11 protein-coding genes and 1 pseudogene are annotated in these 17,934 nt (G+C 44.6%); 2 read left to right on the forward strand and 10 right to left on the reverse strand.

What is annotated here, in order from left to right; all coding sequences use genetic code 11:
- Window position 1: 1 nt before the first annotated feature.
- The 10 genes and pseudogenes from PUW25_RS27540 to PUW25_RS19255 form a co-directional block, all read right to left on the reverse strand.
- A pseudogene (locus PUW25_RS27540) lies at window positions 2-981 on the reverse strand (carbohydrate ABC transporter permease).
- A complete protein-coding gene (locus tag PUW25_RS19215; protein WP_047913207.1) occupies window positions 968-3,961 on the reverse strand; it encodes an extracellular solute-binding protein in 2,994 nt (997 codons plus the stop codon). Before PUW25_RS19215 ends, PUW25_RS27540 begins: the two are co-directional and overlap by 14 nt.
- 24 nt (window positions 3,962-3,985) lie before the next feature.
- Window positions 3,986-5,101, reverse strand: a complete 1,116-nt coding sequence (locus PUW25_RS19220; RefSeq protein WP_047913208.1) for an ABC transporter ATP-binding protein — start codon at window positions 5,099-5,101, stop codon at window positions 3,986-3,988.
- Window positions 5,102-5,338: 237 nt separating this feature from the next.
- The gene (locus PUW25_RS19225) at window positions 5,339-6,019 is read right to left on the reverse strand and encodes a DUF4166 domain-containing protein (RefSeq protein WP_047913209.1); all 681 of its coding nucleotides are present in this window, start codon (window positions 6,017-6,019) and stop codon (window positions 5,339-5,341) included.
- Window positions 6,020-6,035: 16 nt separating this feature from the next.
- On the reverse strand, window positions 6,036-6,941 hold the full coding sequence (locus PUW25_RS19230) for a DoxX-like family protein (protein ID WP_274337392.1): 906 nt from the start codon (window positions 6,939-6,941) through the stop codon (window positions 6,036-6,038).
- Window positions 6,942-7,203: 262 nt separating this feature from the next.
- Complete coding sequence (locus PUW25_RS19235) at window positions 7,204-11,076, reverse strand: S-layer homology domain-containing protein (protein WP_274337393.1); 3,873 nt, start codon at window positions 11,074-11,076, stop codon at window positions 7,204-7,206.
- Window positions 11,077-11,212: 136 nt separating this feature from the next.
- On the reverse strand, window positions 11,213-12,346 hold the full coding sequence (locus PUW25_RS19240) for a response regulator (protein ID WP_274337394.1): 1,134 nt from the start codon (window positions 12,344-12,346) through the stop codon (window positions 11,213-11,215).
- Window positions 12,347-12,349: 3 nt separating this feature from the next.
- A complete protein-coding gene (locus tag PUW25_RS19245) occupies window positions 12,350-15,457 on the reverse strand; it encodes an ATP-binding protein (protein WP_274338429.1) in 3,108 nt (1,035 codons plus the stop codon).
- A gap of 156 nt (window positions 15,458-15,613) precedes the next feature.
- Window positions 15,614-15,904, reverse strand: coding sequence for a DUF6509 family protein (locus PUW25_RS19250; RefSeq protein ID WP_047913212.1), 291 nt, complete (start codon window positions 15,902-15,904; stop codon window positions 15,614-15,616).
- A gap of 78 nt (window positions 15,905-15,982) precedes the next feature.
- Window positions 15,983-16,159, reverse strand: a complete 177-nt coding sequence (locus PUW25_RS19255; protein WP_274337397.1) for a hypothetical protein — start codon at window positions 16,157-16,159, stop codon at window positions 15,983-15,985.
- 192 nt (window positions 16,160-16,351) lie between these two features.
- Here PUW25_RS19255 and PUW25_RS19260 point away from each other — a divergent pair, with 192 nt between their 5' ends.
- Together PUW25_RS19260 and PUW25_RS19265 are read left to right on the forward strand one after the other, a co-directional pair.
- The gene (locus PUW25_RS19260; protein WP_274337398.1) at window positions 16,352-16,885 is read left to right on the forward strand and encodes a GNAT family N-acetyltransferase; all 534 of its coding nucleotides are present in this window, start codon (window positions 16,352-16,354) and stop codon (window positions 16,883-16,885) included.
- Window positions 16,875-17,927: a hypothetical protein gene (locus PUW25_RS19265; protein ID WP_274337399.1), complete on the forward strand. Its 1,053-nt coding sequence runs from the start codon at window positions 16,875-16,877 to the stop codon at window positions 17,925-17,927. The genes PUW25_RS19260 and PUW25_RS19265 overlap by 11 nt, the downstream gene beginning before the upstream one ends.
- Window positions 17,928-17,934: the final 7 nt, after the last annotated feature.

Below are 17,934 nucleotides of genomic sequence, written 5' to 3' on the forward strand. Positions count from 1 at the left end.
TTCATTCCCCCTTCGTACCAAACAATCTCCAGCTGAGCCTGTTGAATATACAGATTGTAATGAGCAGAACAACGGACAAGGCTGCTGCGTAGCCCATCTCAAACCGGACCAGCCCATAATCATCAATGTGATTGACGAGGGTATGCCCTGCATATTCAGGCGTCGGCTTGGTCTGGGACAGCTGTTCACCAATGGCCCCTGCCTTGAACGCAGATACAATGGCCATAACGGAAGCAAACAGCATTTGCGGCCGCATGTAAGGAATCGTAATATACCAGATTTCCTGCAATCTGCTCTTGATTCCGTCAAGCCGCCCGGCCTCATAGAGCGTCTCATCAACGTTCAGAATACCGGCCAGCATCGCAAGGAAGCCTACGCCCATACTGGACCACAAGGTGACGATAATCATGGAATTCATCAAGTAGGCCGGATCAAGCACCCATAGCTGCGGTTCATCAATGATGCCAAGTCGAAGTAAGAAGCTGTTCAAGTAGCCGATGCGATCTCCGGACAGCAGCGGCTGCCATATGATCTGCATTACCACGCCTCCGGTTAACGAGGGAGCATAGATCGCTGCACGAACCACAGTCGAATTTTGTCTGGAATCTGAGCAATCAGCCAGGCGAGAATAAAGGATAGAATCAAGCCGCCTGGACCGACCAGCACCGCAAATTTGATCGTATTCGGAATTGCGTGCTTCAGAAATAAGGTATCCTGTGAAAAAATATATTCATAGTTATCCCAGCCGATAAACTTCGGGAATTGGATGGTGTTGAAATCCGTGAAGCTAAGCCCAAACGCAGCCAGCACAGGCAGCAGAATAAAGAGCATAAAAGCGATGACGAAGGGAGAGATAAACAGGTAAGAAAGCCGGTATTTCCATATCTCCCTAAACAGCCCTGCAATACGATTGCTGCTGGTCTTTTGCTGTTTCGCTGGCGGTGTTACTGACTTAGATAGCTCTGCCTCATGGGTTGACATACCTATCCACTCCCTTCCAAGGCTCTGTCACCTGCGGTGGATCGTAAGTATCGACTATGCTGCCTTGATCATCGATAAAATCAAACTCCCGTGCTTTACGCCAAATCTCACGATCCATGCCAAGAATGCCCTCTTCCAGCGCATCACGGTAATTTTGTCCGCTCAGCACGGTTCGGTTCCAAGCATTCATGACTTCACGCGGGATAAAATAAGAGCCTGGTATGTTCGCCATATCCTTGTACCAACGCCACTGCTCCAGCATGACGGCAAGCTCTTCCTCGTTCCATGGCAGTCCTGTAAAGGCTTCAAGATTCGCCGTATTCCAGCGGAACGCGACTCCATAGAATCCTTCCAGATCATTCCCGAATCGCTGCTGCGTCTCACTCGACAGCCACCACTGTAGAAACTGCCAGGCTTCCTCTTTAAGATCGCTGTTTGAGAAGATCGCTGCCGCGGTCTGATTTCCACCTGTCCAGCGCTCTACTTCTCCACGCTCACTCACTGTTCCCGGCAGCGGCGCCATTCCCCACCAGCCATCCAGCTCCGGTGCCGCTACACGCATCTGCAAATAAAAGTTGAAATCGGCGATCCCGATCGGCATATCTCCATCACGGAAATGCTGGTAGAAGCTTGGGACTTGCTGCTCAATCCCGTACACGGTAAACAGGTCGGTCATGAGCTTGAAGCCGGTAAACGCCTCCGGTGAATCAAGCGCTGTCTTCATTCCATCTGCCGTATAAAACTCAGCACCATACTGATATAGGAAGGTCATATAATCGTTATACGGAATGTGAAAGTTATATCCGTTCTGCTGCAAGGTTGGCAGCATCTCGATGACATCCTCCCATGTATCGGGCACGCCAAGCCCCAGCTTCTGTAGAATATCCTTGCGATAATAGAGCACCTGAAACCGCTGAGTTTCCGGGAGTGCATAATAACCGTCAGCAAAATAGTAGGGCAGTGTAGAGCCCGGTGAATACTGCTCGAATAAGTCATCAAACCCCGGATAATCCGACAAATCCTCTACTGCCCCGCGAATGGCCAATTCAATCGGCCTACCTTCCGTCATTCCCAGCGCAATATCCGGAGATTTACCGGCCGCATTCGCCATTACCAGTAGATTTTCATCTGGAAGAAGATCCACTTGAACTTCAATGCCTGTCTCCGGTGTAAAATATTGATCCGCCATCTCCTGTATCAGATTGACATAGTCACGACCATAGTTGACCCATATATTCAGCACCTCGTCCTCACTGGACGACAGCCTGTTGTCTGAACTAAAGGAATGAAAGAATGAAGAGGTATTTCTTAATGTCTTCTCTCCCCAATTCGCTTCCATTCTCGGAAACGCTGTGCCTGCCGGAGCAATATATAACTTGTCGAGTGCCATAGGTGCAGCCGTAAGGCTCGCTGTGATGGAGGCAACCCGGGAAGATATGAGGCTGAGATCCTCCAGCTTGTATGGTATGTCATTTGGATAACGAAGAATATCCTCTATATCGGTTATTGCTGTAGACAAGGATTGTGAATTTGCATCGGCTTCGCCATTCACTTCAAGCAGCATGGCCGCCATGCGCTCCAGCTTCTGTTTAATCTCCTCTGTCCTTGTAATGAGCTCCGGAAAATTCTCTTTGATCCTCCACGTTCGAGCTGTATCTTCTACTCCTCCGGTAATCGTGTTGATATTTTCAGACAAGTCCCTTATCAATGCGAGTACTTGTTCCTGTTCATTAAGCACCGGATTGTAAGGAGCATAGGTTGCAGCTAGTGTGAGGGTATGCTCCCCTTTCTCAAGGTATATTTCATAAGGCTCTTCCGCCGATGGACCGATGACCACCCCCTGCCAGCTTGTTGAATAATTGATCGGGTAAGCCAGCAGCTCTTCGAAGGGCACCTGTCCGTCAATCATGATCTTGCGATACACCTTTTTGCTCGATTGGTAGCCTTGATAGGCTCTGATCCCGAGGTTATATCGCCCACTGTCCGGTATCGTGAAGCTCCAGGTTATTGCGCCGCCGCCATTCTGCCAGCGTGTTCCGCCAATCGCATTAAAAATCAGCTTATTGTCGGCATCCGGTGACATAAGCGGGTCCTGATCTGTCATCACTTGAATGGCTACATCATTTTTGGCCTGCATATTCTCGGCCTCGATGACGATGACTTCACTTCCGCTCGTATTCCCATTGTTCTCCGGCAGGGTCATCCGGAACTCCTCATAAGGAGGTATGGTTGTCGGCGGGACAAGCTCAATCTGATCGATAACGATAGGCGCAAAGGATTGAAGACGCAGCGTGTGTTTGCCTTCGGTCAGCTTCCACTTCAGCGGCAGAGAACTGGTACCCTCCGCATCCTGAAATGACTGTCTCATCCACTGATTCTGTTCAATCGGCCTTGGTCTGATATGATTTCCCTTCTCATCCGTCTTGAAAGGGAGCTCATCCCTGAATATTCTTGCAAATTCAATCGCCCTTGCCTCATTGAACACATATTCACCGTCAAAGGATACGGCCATCGTTGTCGGCCGGTAGCTCTGATAAACAGCGTCCTCATCAATCAAGGCGTGATAAGTCAGTGCCATTTCATACATTCCCTCGGCAGGAACTTCAATGTCATACTCGATCCATTCTGTCCGGTTATTGTTCCAGATCAGCACATCCTCCTTGCCTGCGTAAGAGCCTGTAGATACACTAGCCCCTTCGGATTGACCTGAGAGTCTTGTGCCGGGTACAAGAATGGACTCACGGGCAGACGGAACTCCTGCTTCCTCCCATGTACGAGAAACGTCCATATAATAGGGTTCGAATGCGCTTTCAATTATGGGATTAACAGGAGTCTCTCCTTCTTCCTCCAAACCTTGCAAGGCATCGGTAGCAGCAGCGGAGGCAGGCCGAGTGACAGAAGAGCTTGCGTACGGAAAGGTGCCCGCAAACAGCATGACTCCAAGCAGAAGAATAAGGGAAATATAGCGGATATGCTTCATATTGCACCTCTCTTTTCCTGTATATCAGCTGAACCTTTCACCCGTCGTTTTATCGAAAAATAATGCCTTGTTCATATCCATCGCCAGCCGTATCTCTGTCAACTCTTCCACATGCTCTCTCGGGTTCACCCTGGCAATCAGATCCTTGTCAGTTCCAATATCGACATATAAGTAGCGATCGGCACCCATGAGTTCACTGAACTGATGGGTACCTTGGAAAACAGCATGGGGAAAGGTCTCGAACATGATCGGTTCTATACTTATATTTTCCGGCCTGATGCCGAGGATCACGTACTTATTGACCCGGTTTCGCTTCCTCAAGGGAACAGCAGTGCTCTCGGGAATTACGAGACGATGCCTTCGCGTCTGAAATTCGAGCTGATTGTCCGCTTCTACAATTTTTCCTTCTATAAAATTCATCTGTGGCGAACCGATAAATCCTGCAACGAACATATTCTGCGGATCATTGTATATCAGCTCCGGAGAATCCACCTGCTGTATAATGCCATCCTTCAGCACAATAATTCGGCTGCCCATCGTCATCGCTTCTGTCTGATCATGGGTTACATATATGGTTGTCACTCCGAGCTGTTTATGAAGCTTGATAATTTCTGTCCGCATATGAACTCTGAGCTTGGCATCCAGATTGGACAGCGGCTCATCCATGAGGAACACCTGCGGATTGCGTACGATTGACCGGCCAAGGGCTACACGCTGGCGCTGCCCGCCGGACAGCTCCTTCGGCTTGCGGTCAAGATACGATTCTATCTCGAGAATTCTCGCTGCCCTCTTCACTGCCAAATCAATATCATGCTTTGGCATTTTGCGAAGCCTCAGTCCAAACGCGATATTCTCATATACAGACATGTTCGGATACAGTGCATAGTTCTGGAACACCATGGAGATGTCTCTGTCTTTTGGCGGCAGCTGATTCACCATTTCGTCATCGATCCAGATCTCGCCCTCTGAGATTTCCTCCAGCCCGGCAAGCATCCGAAGCGTCGTCGATTTGCCGCATCCCGATGGTCCAACAAACACGATGAATTCTCTGTCCGCTACTTCCAGATGAAAATCCTGTACGACGGGCTGCTGATCTTTGCCATATCTTTTGTACACATGGTTAAACAGGATTCGTGCCATCACCCTTCTCCTCTCGTTTCATCCTCCATTTTCACTATGGGCTCCAGGCGAGCTTTCCTGCAATTCCATTATTTTGTATCTGTGAATAAACACTCTAATTTCGCTATTCGGTGTAGTTCGGATTGTTTCTGCTAGCCGATCAACCATTTGTATACATGACTAACCGATTCGGTATGTTTAGGTTCTCCATAAAAAAAAGAATGCGGTGAATACACGCATCCTTTGCTTGGAGATTCGCTATTCCCGCTTTTCCTCACGAACAGGCTTCACATGGGAAGGAATGCGGTCTTCGTGGATTGGGATATAGGCAGTATCGAAGCTTCCACTGTATCCGAATAAGGGACCCCAGGTATCATTTGTAACCTTCACATCAATTCGAAATTTATCCATTGAATCATCGTACCACTCCCTCACATCTGCTATTCCAGAGAACAGCATGGGAAAACGAAATCCGATGATCCCTTCATAAAAACGCTGCTCACCAGAGCGCAGTCTTAAGCCTCCTTCCGCATCGACAGTCAGGTCAATGTCCACTGCCAGATGCTGATGCGTGCCTAAGTAATCTACAATTCGATTACGCTGTCCGCTATATACCATAGTCGCATCAAATCTCCGTCGCTGCTGGCCAAAATCGTAGGTCCGGATCCAAGTCACGGTCTCTCTTCCGAATTGATCAAGATAAGCATAATTCTCAATCGTAAACGGCACATTCGTCCCCTTCTGAGGAAACATAATATTCCGCCAGGTGCCGATATATAGAAAAGGAAGAGTATACATTCGCCCGTACCATACCGAATCCATGACTCCTGTCCCGATTGAAGCGATCCCGCTTGCGCTGTTAAACCCAAATCGCTTCTGAATTCGGGGATGGAGCTTCTCAAAATCAGTTCCTAATGCTGTCCGATAGATGGAATCCATTGGTTGTTCTCCTCTCTCATGGCTGCTTGCGGATGCAGTGCCCTGCGGATGGAAGATGGGCGAGTGTCATACCGCCGATCCAGGCAAGCAAACAAACCGCCATATTTAAAGTGGCTGGATTAAACGGCGCAAGGAAGACGGTTATATCTGAGATTGCTGCGCCGATAGCGAGAAGCAGCATGGCTGCAATGTTGATTATGTAGAGCGCCTTTCGCCTGTGAAATAAGAGGCATAAGATCCCAACAGCAATTTCCAGCAGCCCCGCCACCTGCAGCAAGAGCACCGCATTCGCCTCCGAACCGATGATCCCCTTTAACAGAGCAAGCTCTTGAGCATCCTGCGAGAGCAGCTTCGGGACCAATCCATGATAAATCCAGGTAAACATCAGACCAAAGGTAACGATCGCATGAATAAGCAGCTGCCGATAAGATACTTTCGGAGGGATTCCTTTTTCAAGCCAAATCTTAAGAACATCAAAGCTGAGTGCTGTCGCCCAGCCCATCAGTGGCCTGAATATCATACGATCAAACCATTTTCCCAGGAAATAAAATCGCGTCTTGTAATCGTATCGGGTTACAAAGCGAATCCCCTGATCCTCTTGTATGTACCGCCAATATCCTCTACCGGACTGTATAAGCGAGATTGCCTGATCTGAGGAGAATTGCAGGGTCGACATACGTTCTTGGTCCTGATGCTTCCCTGGCGTGGTTACACCTTCCCCTTCTATTCGAAGCCCGAATCCGATATTTGTGACGTAGCGAAAACGCTGCTTCTCGTCTTCATCCTCTTTTGGAATGTACTCAATCTTGGAAAATCGCAGGTCCCATTCCTCATGCTTTGCCGGGTCTTGTGTGGCTCTCCAAATCGACTCCATCTCTGTATGAATGAATGTTTCAACATAAATCGGCTGATGATCAGACACGGTTCTGCCTCCTCTTCGAACTTCGTAATATGAAGTATGAGAATTAAATCACAATGCGATTTATATTATAGACGCTGCAATATAGTGAAAAGTTTTCTTTTCGAAACAATTTCATAATACCTTTAGCTGCTTCAATCAAGAGTATATATTCTTTCAATTCTACCTTTTTAATGATTGATGAAATTGATTCTTTTATACAAAAAAAGAGTTCTCCGCAACAGGCCTCACCTGAAGCAAGAGAAACTCTTTTACATACAGCTAGTTAAATTAGTTCAGATTTCTGCAGCAGCCGCTCTACAATCGCTGCAACTTCAGCTCTCGCCATGTTGGCTTTTGGAGCAAGCTTCGTCTCACTTCTGCCATTAATAACGCCTGCTTGTACACTCTTCGCAATGCTCATACTTGCCCATTTTGACGCGTCTGGTGCATCCACGAAAGTATCAAGCTGAGAAGTATCCGCTGGCAGTGTAGAATTCAGCTCCGTCAGCTCCATTGCCTTCGCAATGATGACCATCGCCTGCTCACGAGTAATATGTTCATTCGGACGGAAGGTGCCGTCTCCAAAACCTTGTATAAGTCCAAATTCCGCTGCTGTTATTACAGCACTGTTATACCAGTCTGACATAGCTACATCCGTAAAGGATGATGGTTGATTATCACGCCCTAGTCCTAATCCGCGAACAACAATTGCCGCAAATTCTGCTCGGGTGATGTTCTGATCAGGATTGAACAGGGAGCTTCCTACTCCATCCACTACCATTCTTGATCCCATATTATTTACAGCAGCTTGTGCCCAGTGACCTTCTACATCACTGAATTCAATAGGATTCCAAATGACAGAATAGGAATGACCACTCGTCAAACTATTAATCAACGCATAATACTTACTGTTAATCTGCGTGACTTTGGTTGGTACGTGACGTACCGAGCCATCTGCATCAACGATGACGCCCGTCGTGATCTTGCTTACGTCTACTCCATCCGGAATAGCGATCATCCGAGTAACAAATTGATTAAATTCAGATATTTCAATGGTCTGATGACCATAAGTGGCACTTACGGAAAAATCAACAGCAGGTGTAATCAAAGTGAATCTGCCGTTTACAGCTGCACTTTCGATCACCTTAAGCATTTCACGATTGGTCGCTGCAACCTTCACTTCAATTCGAATATCCTGAAGTGCGGCAGCTCCAAACTGTTTCGAAATTTCATCAACTCGGATTGCATCTGCAGGCAGAATATATGCTGCATTTGCTGTCTTGATTTCGAGCTTGGTCTCCATCTTCTCCAGATTTTTGACCGTTTGCCCGGTTAGTTCACCGATCAGTACATCGGATTCCTTATTAGCGGTAATGGATAAGACTGAACTTGATTCTTCACCTGCAAGCTTATCATTTAGTTTCTGATCATCTAAAGCTACTTTGGTTACGCTTTGACCATTTTGCTCGCTCGTTGATACCGTTCCAATATCCTCTGCCTTGCCGTTCACCAGGATCTCGGCTTCTTTTTGTGGTGCTGGTGCCGGTACTGGAGTTGGAGCCGGAGCTGGGATGTTTGTTTCGTCTTCGCTTGGCGGTGCAACTGGTACTAACGGTGTCACTGGCTCCGATTCAAGCGAGTGCTCACTGCTTCCTTTGTCATTAATAGCTGTCACCGTAAAGGTGTAGCTCGTCCCGTTATCCAAGCCTGTCACTGTAATAGGGCTAGTTGTTCCATACACCTTATGGTTTCCTGGCATGACGGTAACCTCATAACCCGTAATCGGGCTACCTCCATCATCCACAGGAGGAGTAAAGGTAATGATCGCCTGACGATTGCCTGATGTGGCCGTTATATTGGTCGGTACTCCAGGAACCGTCATCGGTGTTGCAGTAACCGGTAAGGATGGAGCACTATCACTGCCCGTATTCGTTGCCTTCAGTACAAAATAATAGGCTTTACCATTCGTTAATCCTGTAATGGTATGACTGTAGACTGAATCTGTTACGGTAGCTACTTCGTTATCGATCGCATCCGGCGATTCACTCATAAACACTTTATATCCCGTTGCCTCGTCTACTCCGTTCCAAGTCAAGGTCACTTCGCCATTGCCAGCTACAGGCTCAAGCAAGGTTGGTGCTCCTGGAGCAGGCGGTATTGGTGTAACACTTGCAGATGACATCGAAGATAAGGAGTCTCCGGCACGGTTGGTCGCTACCACGGTGAAGGTGTAGGCTGTTCCGTTGTCCAAGCCCGTTACTTTAATCGGACTGCCCGTACCACTCGCCGTAATACCTCCTGGCTGTGCAGTTACCGTATAATTCGTAATCGGGCTTCCTCCATTGTCCGCAGGCGCTGTAAAGTTAACCGTCGCTTCACCATCACCTGGAATGGCCGTTACATTCTCAGGTGTACCTGGCTTGTCCGCTACATTGACTGTCGCTGTATCTGTATGCCAGCCGTTCACTGTCGTTACCGTAATGACGGCTGTTCCCGGACCAACCGGAGTCACAACTCCGTTAGAATCCACTGTAGCAACACTGTGATTATCCGATGTCCACATGATATCTTTATTTGAAGCGTTCTCCGGAGATACAGAAGCCACGAGCGTCTCAGCGTCTCCTCCTACTATAAAGTCAAGACTGTCCTTGTTTAGTACGACATTCGTAACTGTAATCGTATTGTTTATAATAACGTTCAGATCATAACTTCTTTGAACCGTTCCGTCATTAACAGTTATCGTGAGCGTTGTTCTTCCATATTGGTCAGGCAATGGCGTTATGATCATCGTTCTTTCTTCTCCAGTGCCTTCGATCACCACATTTTCATTCGGAACAATGGATGGATTAGACGATGAGACTGTGACTGTAAGTGAATCACCGTCTACATCCGTTACCTTAAACGCTCTTGTAACAGAGCGATTCAGATCTGTCGTTACCGCTCCAACAAAACCCTCCGCTTGCTTGTGTGTTGCGTTCACTATTGTTCCATCTTTTCCTGGAGGCGTACTGATGGCATGAGGACTTCCTTGTTCCAGCTTGTAGTGAGCAACTAAACCCGGCTCCCATCCGGTCAATTTAGCATTCATGCCGCTAATGATTTCTTCCCTGCTCTTGGCCTTGCTCCAGAAGCTTACATCTTTCATTCCGCCATAATAATATCCATCTTGACCCCAACCACTTTTGCCTAGCCAGTGATTATGCCGAAGTCTGCCTCCGATCGAGCTTAAATCTGCAGTTCCGGAAGCCTTAAGTTCACCGTCCCAATAGATATACGCTTTCTTCTCGTACTGACTGTATACTAGTGCGACATGAACCCATTGATTTTGAGGGAAAATCTCTGTCGTAGTAATATTGTTTACTGCCCCGATACCAGGCCCATTCGAACCGTTATAAGCAGAGAAATTCATCTTTTTATTGTCAAAACCTACAAATATATTGTCACTTCCAGGACCATTAGAGGATTCGAAAAATCTCATCCAAGTATTAAACTGATCCACCTTTAGATATCCTTCGACTGTGAAGGAATCGGCGTAAATCGAATTGATGCTGGATGGAAGCGCAACGTACTTTCCGTTACCATTTAGATTAAGATATTCTCCTCCATCTGCCTCCGTGAGATAAGGCTCATCGTTTACCGGAGTGACACTAATGGATGTCGAACCCTGCTCCGCACTGAATGCAGAATTACCAGAGGTATCGATATTTTTATCAAATGAATTGTAACCTTGCGTTGTATCCCACAGCTTATAGTCAATACTCGCTTTACCATGCCAATTGGGATTTGGCTTAAAACGAATTTGATCCGAGCTCGACAGCAGAATATAAGCCATTCCACCATCTACTTTCTCAATATTGTACCAATAACCCGTAACTGTATTGTAATACTCCCATGTTCCATTAGAGCTGTCCGTACCCATTACAGCAATTCCGGTAGTTTCAGAATTATAGACCTTTCCAGACAAAAGAGATGCGATGAAAAAAGTCTGACTATTAGTATCCTCCACAATCGGGTGAAGCACCGTCTCTCTATCATCCGTACTCCAACCCATGCCTGCTACTTGGGCCAAGGCACTCCCACTGTAACCAGTCCCCGATACCGCAATTCCAACTGATAGTGTCGTACTTACGGCGATTTTCACAAATTTTCGGTTCATTTATTTCTTCCCCTCTATTACTAATTACTCAATTCGACATAATTCTCCTAAATTATACATTTATGCAATAAACAAAAAATAAACAAGTAAAAAGGACCTAGGATAATAGACTTATCGCTTAAGGTCCTTATTTGCATCAATACACAATGGAGTTGATTAGATTTTTAATAGAGGCTACCGGTTCGGTTCCTAGTTCTGTTCGATATAAATCTTCTAGATTCTGATAAAAGCGGAGCGCTTCCTTCTCCCTCCCCAGCTCTAAGTAGACTTTTATTAATTCTCCGCCAATATCCTCACGAAAAGCGTCTATCTTGATAATTTCCTCATAAAAGTATAGAGATCGCTCGCTTTGATCTGTTTGTCTATAGTATTTGGCGGCGTATTCAAGCATTTTTATATAGTCCTGCTCAAGCTCTAACCCCCAGCTGCTCGCCCATTCGTATGTTTTTCCTTTTAGAAATGGTCCGGTATACAGCTTCACGGCTGATTCTGCCTGCTCAATTTCATAAATGCGACTATTGCTTTGCTGTTTCATTAAACGATCAAACTCATATATATCACAGGACAAATACCTTTCATCAATACGAATCTCATTTCTAGTTGCTTGGATAACGGATGCTCCCTTATAGCAGCCATTAATGGCTTGACGAATATAATACAAGGTGGAATTCAGATTTTTCCACGCTTTTTCAGGCTCAAAATTTTTCCACAAGGTATCTATAATTTCTTCTCGGCTGACTGTTCTTTTGTGCAGCAAAAAAGCAAATAATTCTTCCGTCTTGGGGCTTCTCATCTTAACCCATTCTTTTTGATGACTACTTTGATATACTTTAAAACCGTCAAACATTTCAACCTTCAAGAATAGTTCTGAGGACTCTGCAGGCAAGGTCTTTTCTCGAACCTTAGTTGAGATGGTTCTCCGGATTTTGTTTAAAGTCACCTCTACTCGCTGTGCCGTGACTGGCTTTAACAAATAATCAAGTGCATTGATTTCGAAGGCTTGCACGGCATAATCATCGTATCCGGTTACGAAAACGACCTCTATAGATTCATGGTGATGCTTCAGATACTTGGATAGCTCCATTCCGTTTAATTCAGGCATTGATATATCCAAGAATACGATGTCCACATGATTTGCTTCTATATATTGAAGGGCATCCTTAGAATTTAAATACGTACGTGAAATCTCTATTTCATCATGATCCGTCAGCAGCCTTTTTAATCGATTAATAGAGAGCTCTTCATCGTCCACAATAACAGCTTGCAGCATTAGTTAATTACTCCTTCTCATGTAATCCGGATCAGCCGGAATGTGGAACATAATTTGTGTCCCGACTCCCTCCGCGCTGATAACCTCAAAGTCAATACCGTAGATCAGTTTGATTCTCTGTCCAATATTCCACAGGCCTACACCTTTTGTCTCCGTCTGGGGAGATAGAATCTCCTTAAGCTTCTTCTCACTCATCCCACAGCCATTGTCGGATACGGAAATGAGCATTATATGATCCTCCTGCTTCCTCACCATCACATTCACAATTCCTCCACTCGAGCTCGACATCAGCCCATGTCTGATTGCATTCTCGACTAACGGCTGTAGGATGAGGGGTGGAATTTGAATAAATGGATCCGCGTCAATGTCATACTCTACTTGAATTCGATTGCCAAACCTTGCTCTTTCAATATGGACATAAGCTTCAACCAATGCTAATTCTTTCTCAAGCGTAGTGAACGAATCCAGCTGTTTAAAATCAAAGCTGTTTCTTAAGTAACTGGAAAGATGAAGCACCAAATCTTCCGCCTGAGAAGGCTCAACGATACATAGCTCAGCTATCGAATTCAAGGCGTTATATAAGAAGTGAGGCTTAATTTGTGAACGTAAAAAAGCAATTTCTGCTTCCTTCGCATGTTTTACAGCAGCTTTCATTTTGGTAAGGTTGTTGACCCTAGCAAGCAGTTCCTCTGTCTCAAATGGCTTTCCGACGTAATCATTCGCACCGTTATCTACAGCAATTCTCATATCTTCCGCCTTATTTCTTGCTGTTAGCATTAATACTGGCAGCTCAAAGAGCGTATATCTTTCTCGGATTTTTGTTAGTACCTCATAACCGCTCATATCAGCCATCATAATGTCCAAAATAACAAGATAGAAGCCTTGGTTTTTATCCAGCTCCTGCAGCGCCTGATGTCCATTATTGACCGCAACAATCGAATAACCCTTCAGCTTCAAAGCATTGATTATGGATTGCATATTCGCCAAGTCGTCCTCGACGACCAATACGGGTTCTTTAATTTCACCCTCCAGATATAACGGATATTGAACTTGTAGGTTTAATGACTCATGAGCCTCCACATCATATTCCTTTGATGCTGTATTCCACTCCACTGAATCTATATCCGCCTGCGGTAGAGTAAATGTAAAAACAGATCCTTTTTCTATCGAAGATTCCACTCGAATCTGACCCCCGTGCAGTTCAACGAGCTTCTTAGTAATACTCAGACCGATGCCTATACCGCTTCGATCGTATTTGGAGGATAATTCAATCTGCTCGTAAGCTTGGAATACAAACCGCTCCATACCAGGAGCAATGCCAATTCCGGTATCTCTAACATGAATGACGACCGTATTTCGATGCATCTCAGCACTTATTTCAACTTCACCTACGTCTGTATACTTCATCGCATTTCCAATCAGATTGTGCAGAATTTGCAGTAATCGATCAGGATCGGCATAAATATCGGGGAAGGCTTCCGAAATGCTATTTATGAGACGGACGGGCTTGTTCCCGAGTACAAACATCTGCAATTTGATAACCGCATCTACAGAAGCTCTCAGATTCATCTTTTTCTTATGAAGTGTTATATCTCCATTCTTCATCTTGGAGTAATCCAACAAATCGTTAACCAGCATAGTTAATCTTCTACCGCTGTTCTTAACAATGGTTAGATTTTGAATCTGTTGTTCGTTAAGAGGACCTTCAACACGCTTAATGATAGAATCCGTGATACCCACGATTGCACCGAGCGGTGTCTTTAGCTCATGAGATGTATTGATTAAGAAATCATCCTTGATTTTATCAAGCTTAACCAGCTTGTTCTTCATCTCTTTCATATCCTGATATGCTGTAAAAAAACGAAGTACTACGAGAAATATCATAATGATATTGAAAATAACAATGTATAATTGCCCGAGCCATAACTCTTCTTTTAGCGAGAATGCAAACAAGAGCAGGTCTAATGAATACAGATTTATAGTTAGCATCCCCAAGAACAACAACATAGAATTTATCCGCTGATTAGTCATACTTTTAACGTATAAGGTCCCTGCCCTTATCAGCATCCATAAGAGAAGAAACTCGTAAAATACAATCACATATACTTGAACTAAAGTGTAGCTTTGGATCGGAAGAAGTACGATGAGCAGTGTAAATAGACTAAGGACGGTGATCGCTATTTTCGCAGCTCTTCGTGAAATGATATTCTGTTGCAGCTGATTGAAGAGGGCAACAAGTACGATAAAGTAGGTCATCGAGCTAATATCCTTTATTTTGTAGATCCATTCAAAGGAAAGGCTCGAACCAAGCAGTAATAAGACCCTTTCCCCTACTAGCCCCTGATAGATAGAAAATAGTAAGCATATCAAGGAAAATAGAAGTAATGAATAATCCTTTTTTCCATTCAGCCCTGCAGCTATGAAGCATACGGCGTATATAACCGCAAGGGTAACCAGGATTGCAATCAAACTGAACTCACGAACGATTAGCTGCTGTTGATGCTCCATCATATGGTTCAGCTCACCAAAATAAAGGGAAGCAGGAATTCCGGCATTAATATAATCGTAGTTCGCTACATGAACTATAATTTCTATATCATCACCAGTAGTTGAAAATCCGCCGATTTGTGGGATATTGCCTGCTGTATAGTCTGTACTGCGCTGAGAGGGCTTCCCATCAGACAGGAGCTTCTCTCCGTTTATATAAATATTACTTGAAAAACGAATATTCGTTTTTTTTATTGCAAACACCATATCATCAGGAACATTGCTCAGCACCATCCGATAAGTCGCATACCCATACGCAGGTAGAGGTTTACCGTTAATACGGCTCTCCGTCCAATCGGAGGGAACTTTCATTATCATTCTGGAAACAGCATCTGATGCGCCATGCCTGAAGAAGGAAGGGGGAAGCAACTCCCCCCAATAAAACTCCCATTCACCATCCAATTTAATTCTGCCTTCCTGCTCCGGATCCCATTCTGCCAGGTCCATCACTCCGTTACGCACTTGTATATCTTGCCGTGTTTCATTGGTGATAAGAATGGATATGGGAATCAAAGAAAGTAGGACAATAGCAATAATAGAAATCGTTAACCATCTTTTATACAAAAAGTCCGCTCCTTCGCTGTCATGTCACCTATTTATCGGCAATTAAAGAGCTTTGAATTAATAAAAAAGAGCCCCTTCGATAACAGCACTGCTGCTTATCAAAAGAAACTCTTTATCATCATAATCCTATTCAATTAACAGGCTTGCTCTTCTCGACTAGATTTCTGCCAGCTTCTCCTTACAGAACGCATCAAGCGAAGCTAGCTCATCCTCCTCCAGATCAAAATCCAAATATCGATCTGTTACGCTCTCGTACAACTCATATTTAACGATACTGGAATCCGTATCGCTGGTTCTATAGATCACTCGAATGTACACCCCATTCTCGGAGTACAGCTCATCATCTTCTTCCACGTCAAGATCAATATGGAATTCATATCGAGTCCCCGCTAGAATGCCAAACGGATCTTTAATCTCTTCAAATCTGTAGCTACTCATTTCAAGCATTGCTGCTGCTCATCCTCTCTACCTTTGTGACGCTTTATTATATCAGGACAAACCTGAAATCGTAAGAGTCAATCCTTCTTATTCATTCTTTTCGCTTTCATGCGATAAATATACGGGCTTAAGTATTTTTTTGCAAGAAGTCTGCTGGTTCTTCTGTTCATCTATGTAATCTATCATTTTCTCATGATTCATTCCTAGCTGCTCCATAATCTTCTCAATATCAACACGAATGGGATAACGATCACGGTTATGCAACTGCCCTTCGCCTCCTCTATTAGATCTTCGAATATCTTCATTGTTCCAAATGATCGACTCTTCACAGTATACGAGCTCAAAGTGACAACAGTGTGTCACTATTTTCTGCTGGAAATTTGAATTAACTACAGTCTTTTTCCTCAATCTCTGATATACTTTAAATATGACAACACGCCAGCAGGAGGAAGAAAGATGTATAGAAAAGTCGGCACTCAGCAAGAACTCGATATTTTTTATCATATTAAAAAAACAAGCTGGGATGAGAAAGGGTTTGAAATGGAATATGCCGAACCCCATTCAGAGCAATTTCTTTTTTATATAGATGAGGAACCCGGAGGGACCTTTCAATTTACCCCTTATGCATATTCAAGACCTTTTATTAGAAATAAATTTGACGATATTGTATTAGACGGGATGAATCTCGTGGAGGTCGATAGTTTTGCTGTATTGCCAAGCTATCGCGGCAAGCTCGGAAGAGAAATTGTCAGCTTCCTGATTCACTATGCCAAGGAACATCAATACACTCATGCCGTTGGAATGGCAGATCCTTACGTATTTGAATTATTTAACCAAACGTATCAGATCAGAACAACCCAGGTGCAAGAAGCAGAGTGGTTTAAAGGAGCTTTTGCTATTCCCGCTCTCTTTCATTTACAGGAAGTGTATGAAAAAGCTCCATATGAATGGTATAGTCCACCCGAGGAATGGAAAGCGGGTGTTTTTTGACGTGGACGAGCATTACTTATTAAGGAAGAGAAACAACTGGGTCGTTGCTGTATTTGCAACGGTCATCACCATCGTACAAATGCTTAATTTTGCACTCGGCATTCCACTGAGGTTTGTACTTACGGTGGAGGGGATCATATTTCTTGTGCTCGTGCCGATGACGATTATAGCCAGCTATTCTAAATTTGAAGAGCAGCTTACACCTTATATGAAGTATTTTAATATGATCATCATCGGTATTTTTATGTTCATGATTAATCATATAGACCCTCATATGATCAACATCATGACGATGTATTTCTATGTCGCAATCATGGGAATTTACCAGGATCGGTTTATTAATCTGATGACGACGCTGATTACGCTAGCGATTCTATGCTACTATTTCTTCACCCAAGGTGAATTCATATTTCATTCGACAAACGTGAACGATCTCCTGTATTACATCGTTACTTTTTGCTTTGTGTCCGTTTCTAATATTATGCAGGCGAAGTTCAACAATAACTTACAGCTTGAGAACCGAAGCAAGACGCAAAAAGTGCTCGAAGCCAAGCAGGCGATGGAGGATATGCTGTCCCGATTGACAGAATCGGTTCAATCGATTCGTGAATATCAGACCAATCTGAATGCCACCGTAGACACGACCAACCAGCGTTCTGTCGAAATCGTCTCCTCCATCGAGAACATTTTATATTCTTATGAAGTGCAGAATGAGAACTCGGTCTCGCACCGTCAACAGATGATTCTTATATGTGAGAAGGTAGAAGCCATGAATGCAGAGCTCGTGAAGCTGCGCACAGCAGGAGAAGACAGTCCTCTGTTAAGCAGCTACGAGATTCTCATGACAGAATTAAAGGATATGCTGCAGGTCGCCAAAGAAAGGGCTGAGAACACCGCCCATATTACTGAACAAAATAAAAGCAGTCTTAAAGATGTACTGGACCTCGTATCGACCCAGCAGCTGGAAATGACGAACTTATCGGAAGGCTTCAATAAGCTTGAGAAGCAAATGAGCAGGATGAATCGTAAAAATCAGGTCTGATGTCGTG

Source organism: Paenibacillus urinalis, assembly GCF_028747985.1.
Lineage (GTDB): Bacteria > Bacillota > Bacilli > Paenibacillales > Paenibacillaceae > Paenibacillus > Paenibacillus urinalis.

Coding starts and splice junctions, on each gene's coding strand:
- PUW25_RS19215 (WP_047913207.1), bottom strand. CDS start 3,961: ATGAAGCATATCCGCTATATTTCCCTTATTCTTCTGCTTGGAGTCATG.
- PUW25_RS19220 (WP_047913208.1), bottom strand. CDS start 5,101: ATGGCACGAATCCTGTTTAACCATGTGTACAAAAGATATGGCAAAGAT.
- PUW25_RS19225 (WP_047913209.1), bottom strand. CDS start 6,019: ATGGATTCCATCTATCGGACAGCATTAGGAACTGATTTTGAGAAGCTC.
- PUW25_RS19235 (WP_274337393.1), bottom strand. CDS start 11,076: ATGAACCGAAAATTTGTGAAAATCGCCGTAAGTACGACACTATCAGTT.
- PUW25_RS19240 (WP_274337394.1), bottom strand. CDS start 12,346: ATGCTGCAAGCTGTTATTGTGGACGATGAAGAGCTCTCTATTAATCGA.
- PUW25_RS19250 (WP_047913212.1), bottom strand. CDS start 15,904: ATGCTTGAAATGAGTAGCTACAGATTTGAAGAGATTAAAGATCCGTTT.
- PUW25_RS19260 (WP_274337398.1), top strand. CDS start 16,352: ATGTATAGAAAAGTCGGCACTCAGCAAGAACTCGATATTTTTTATCAT.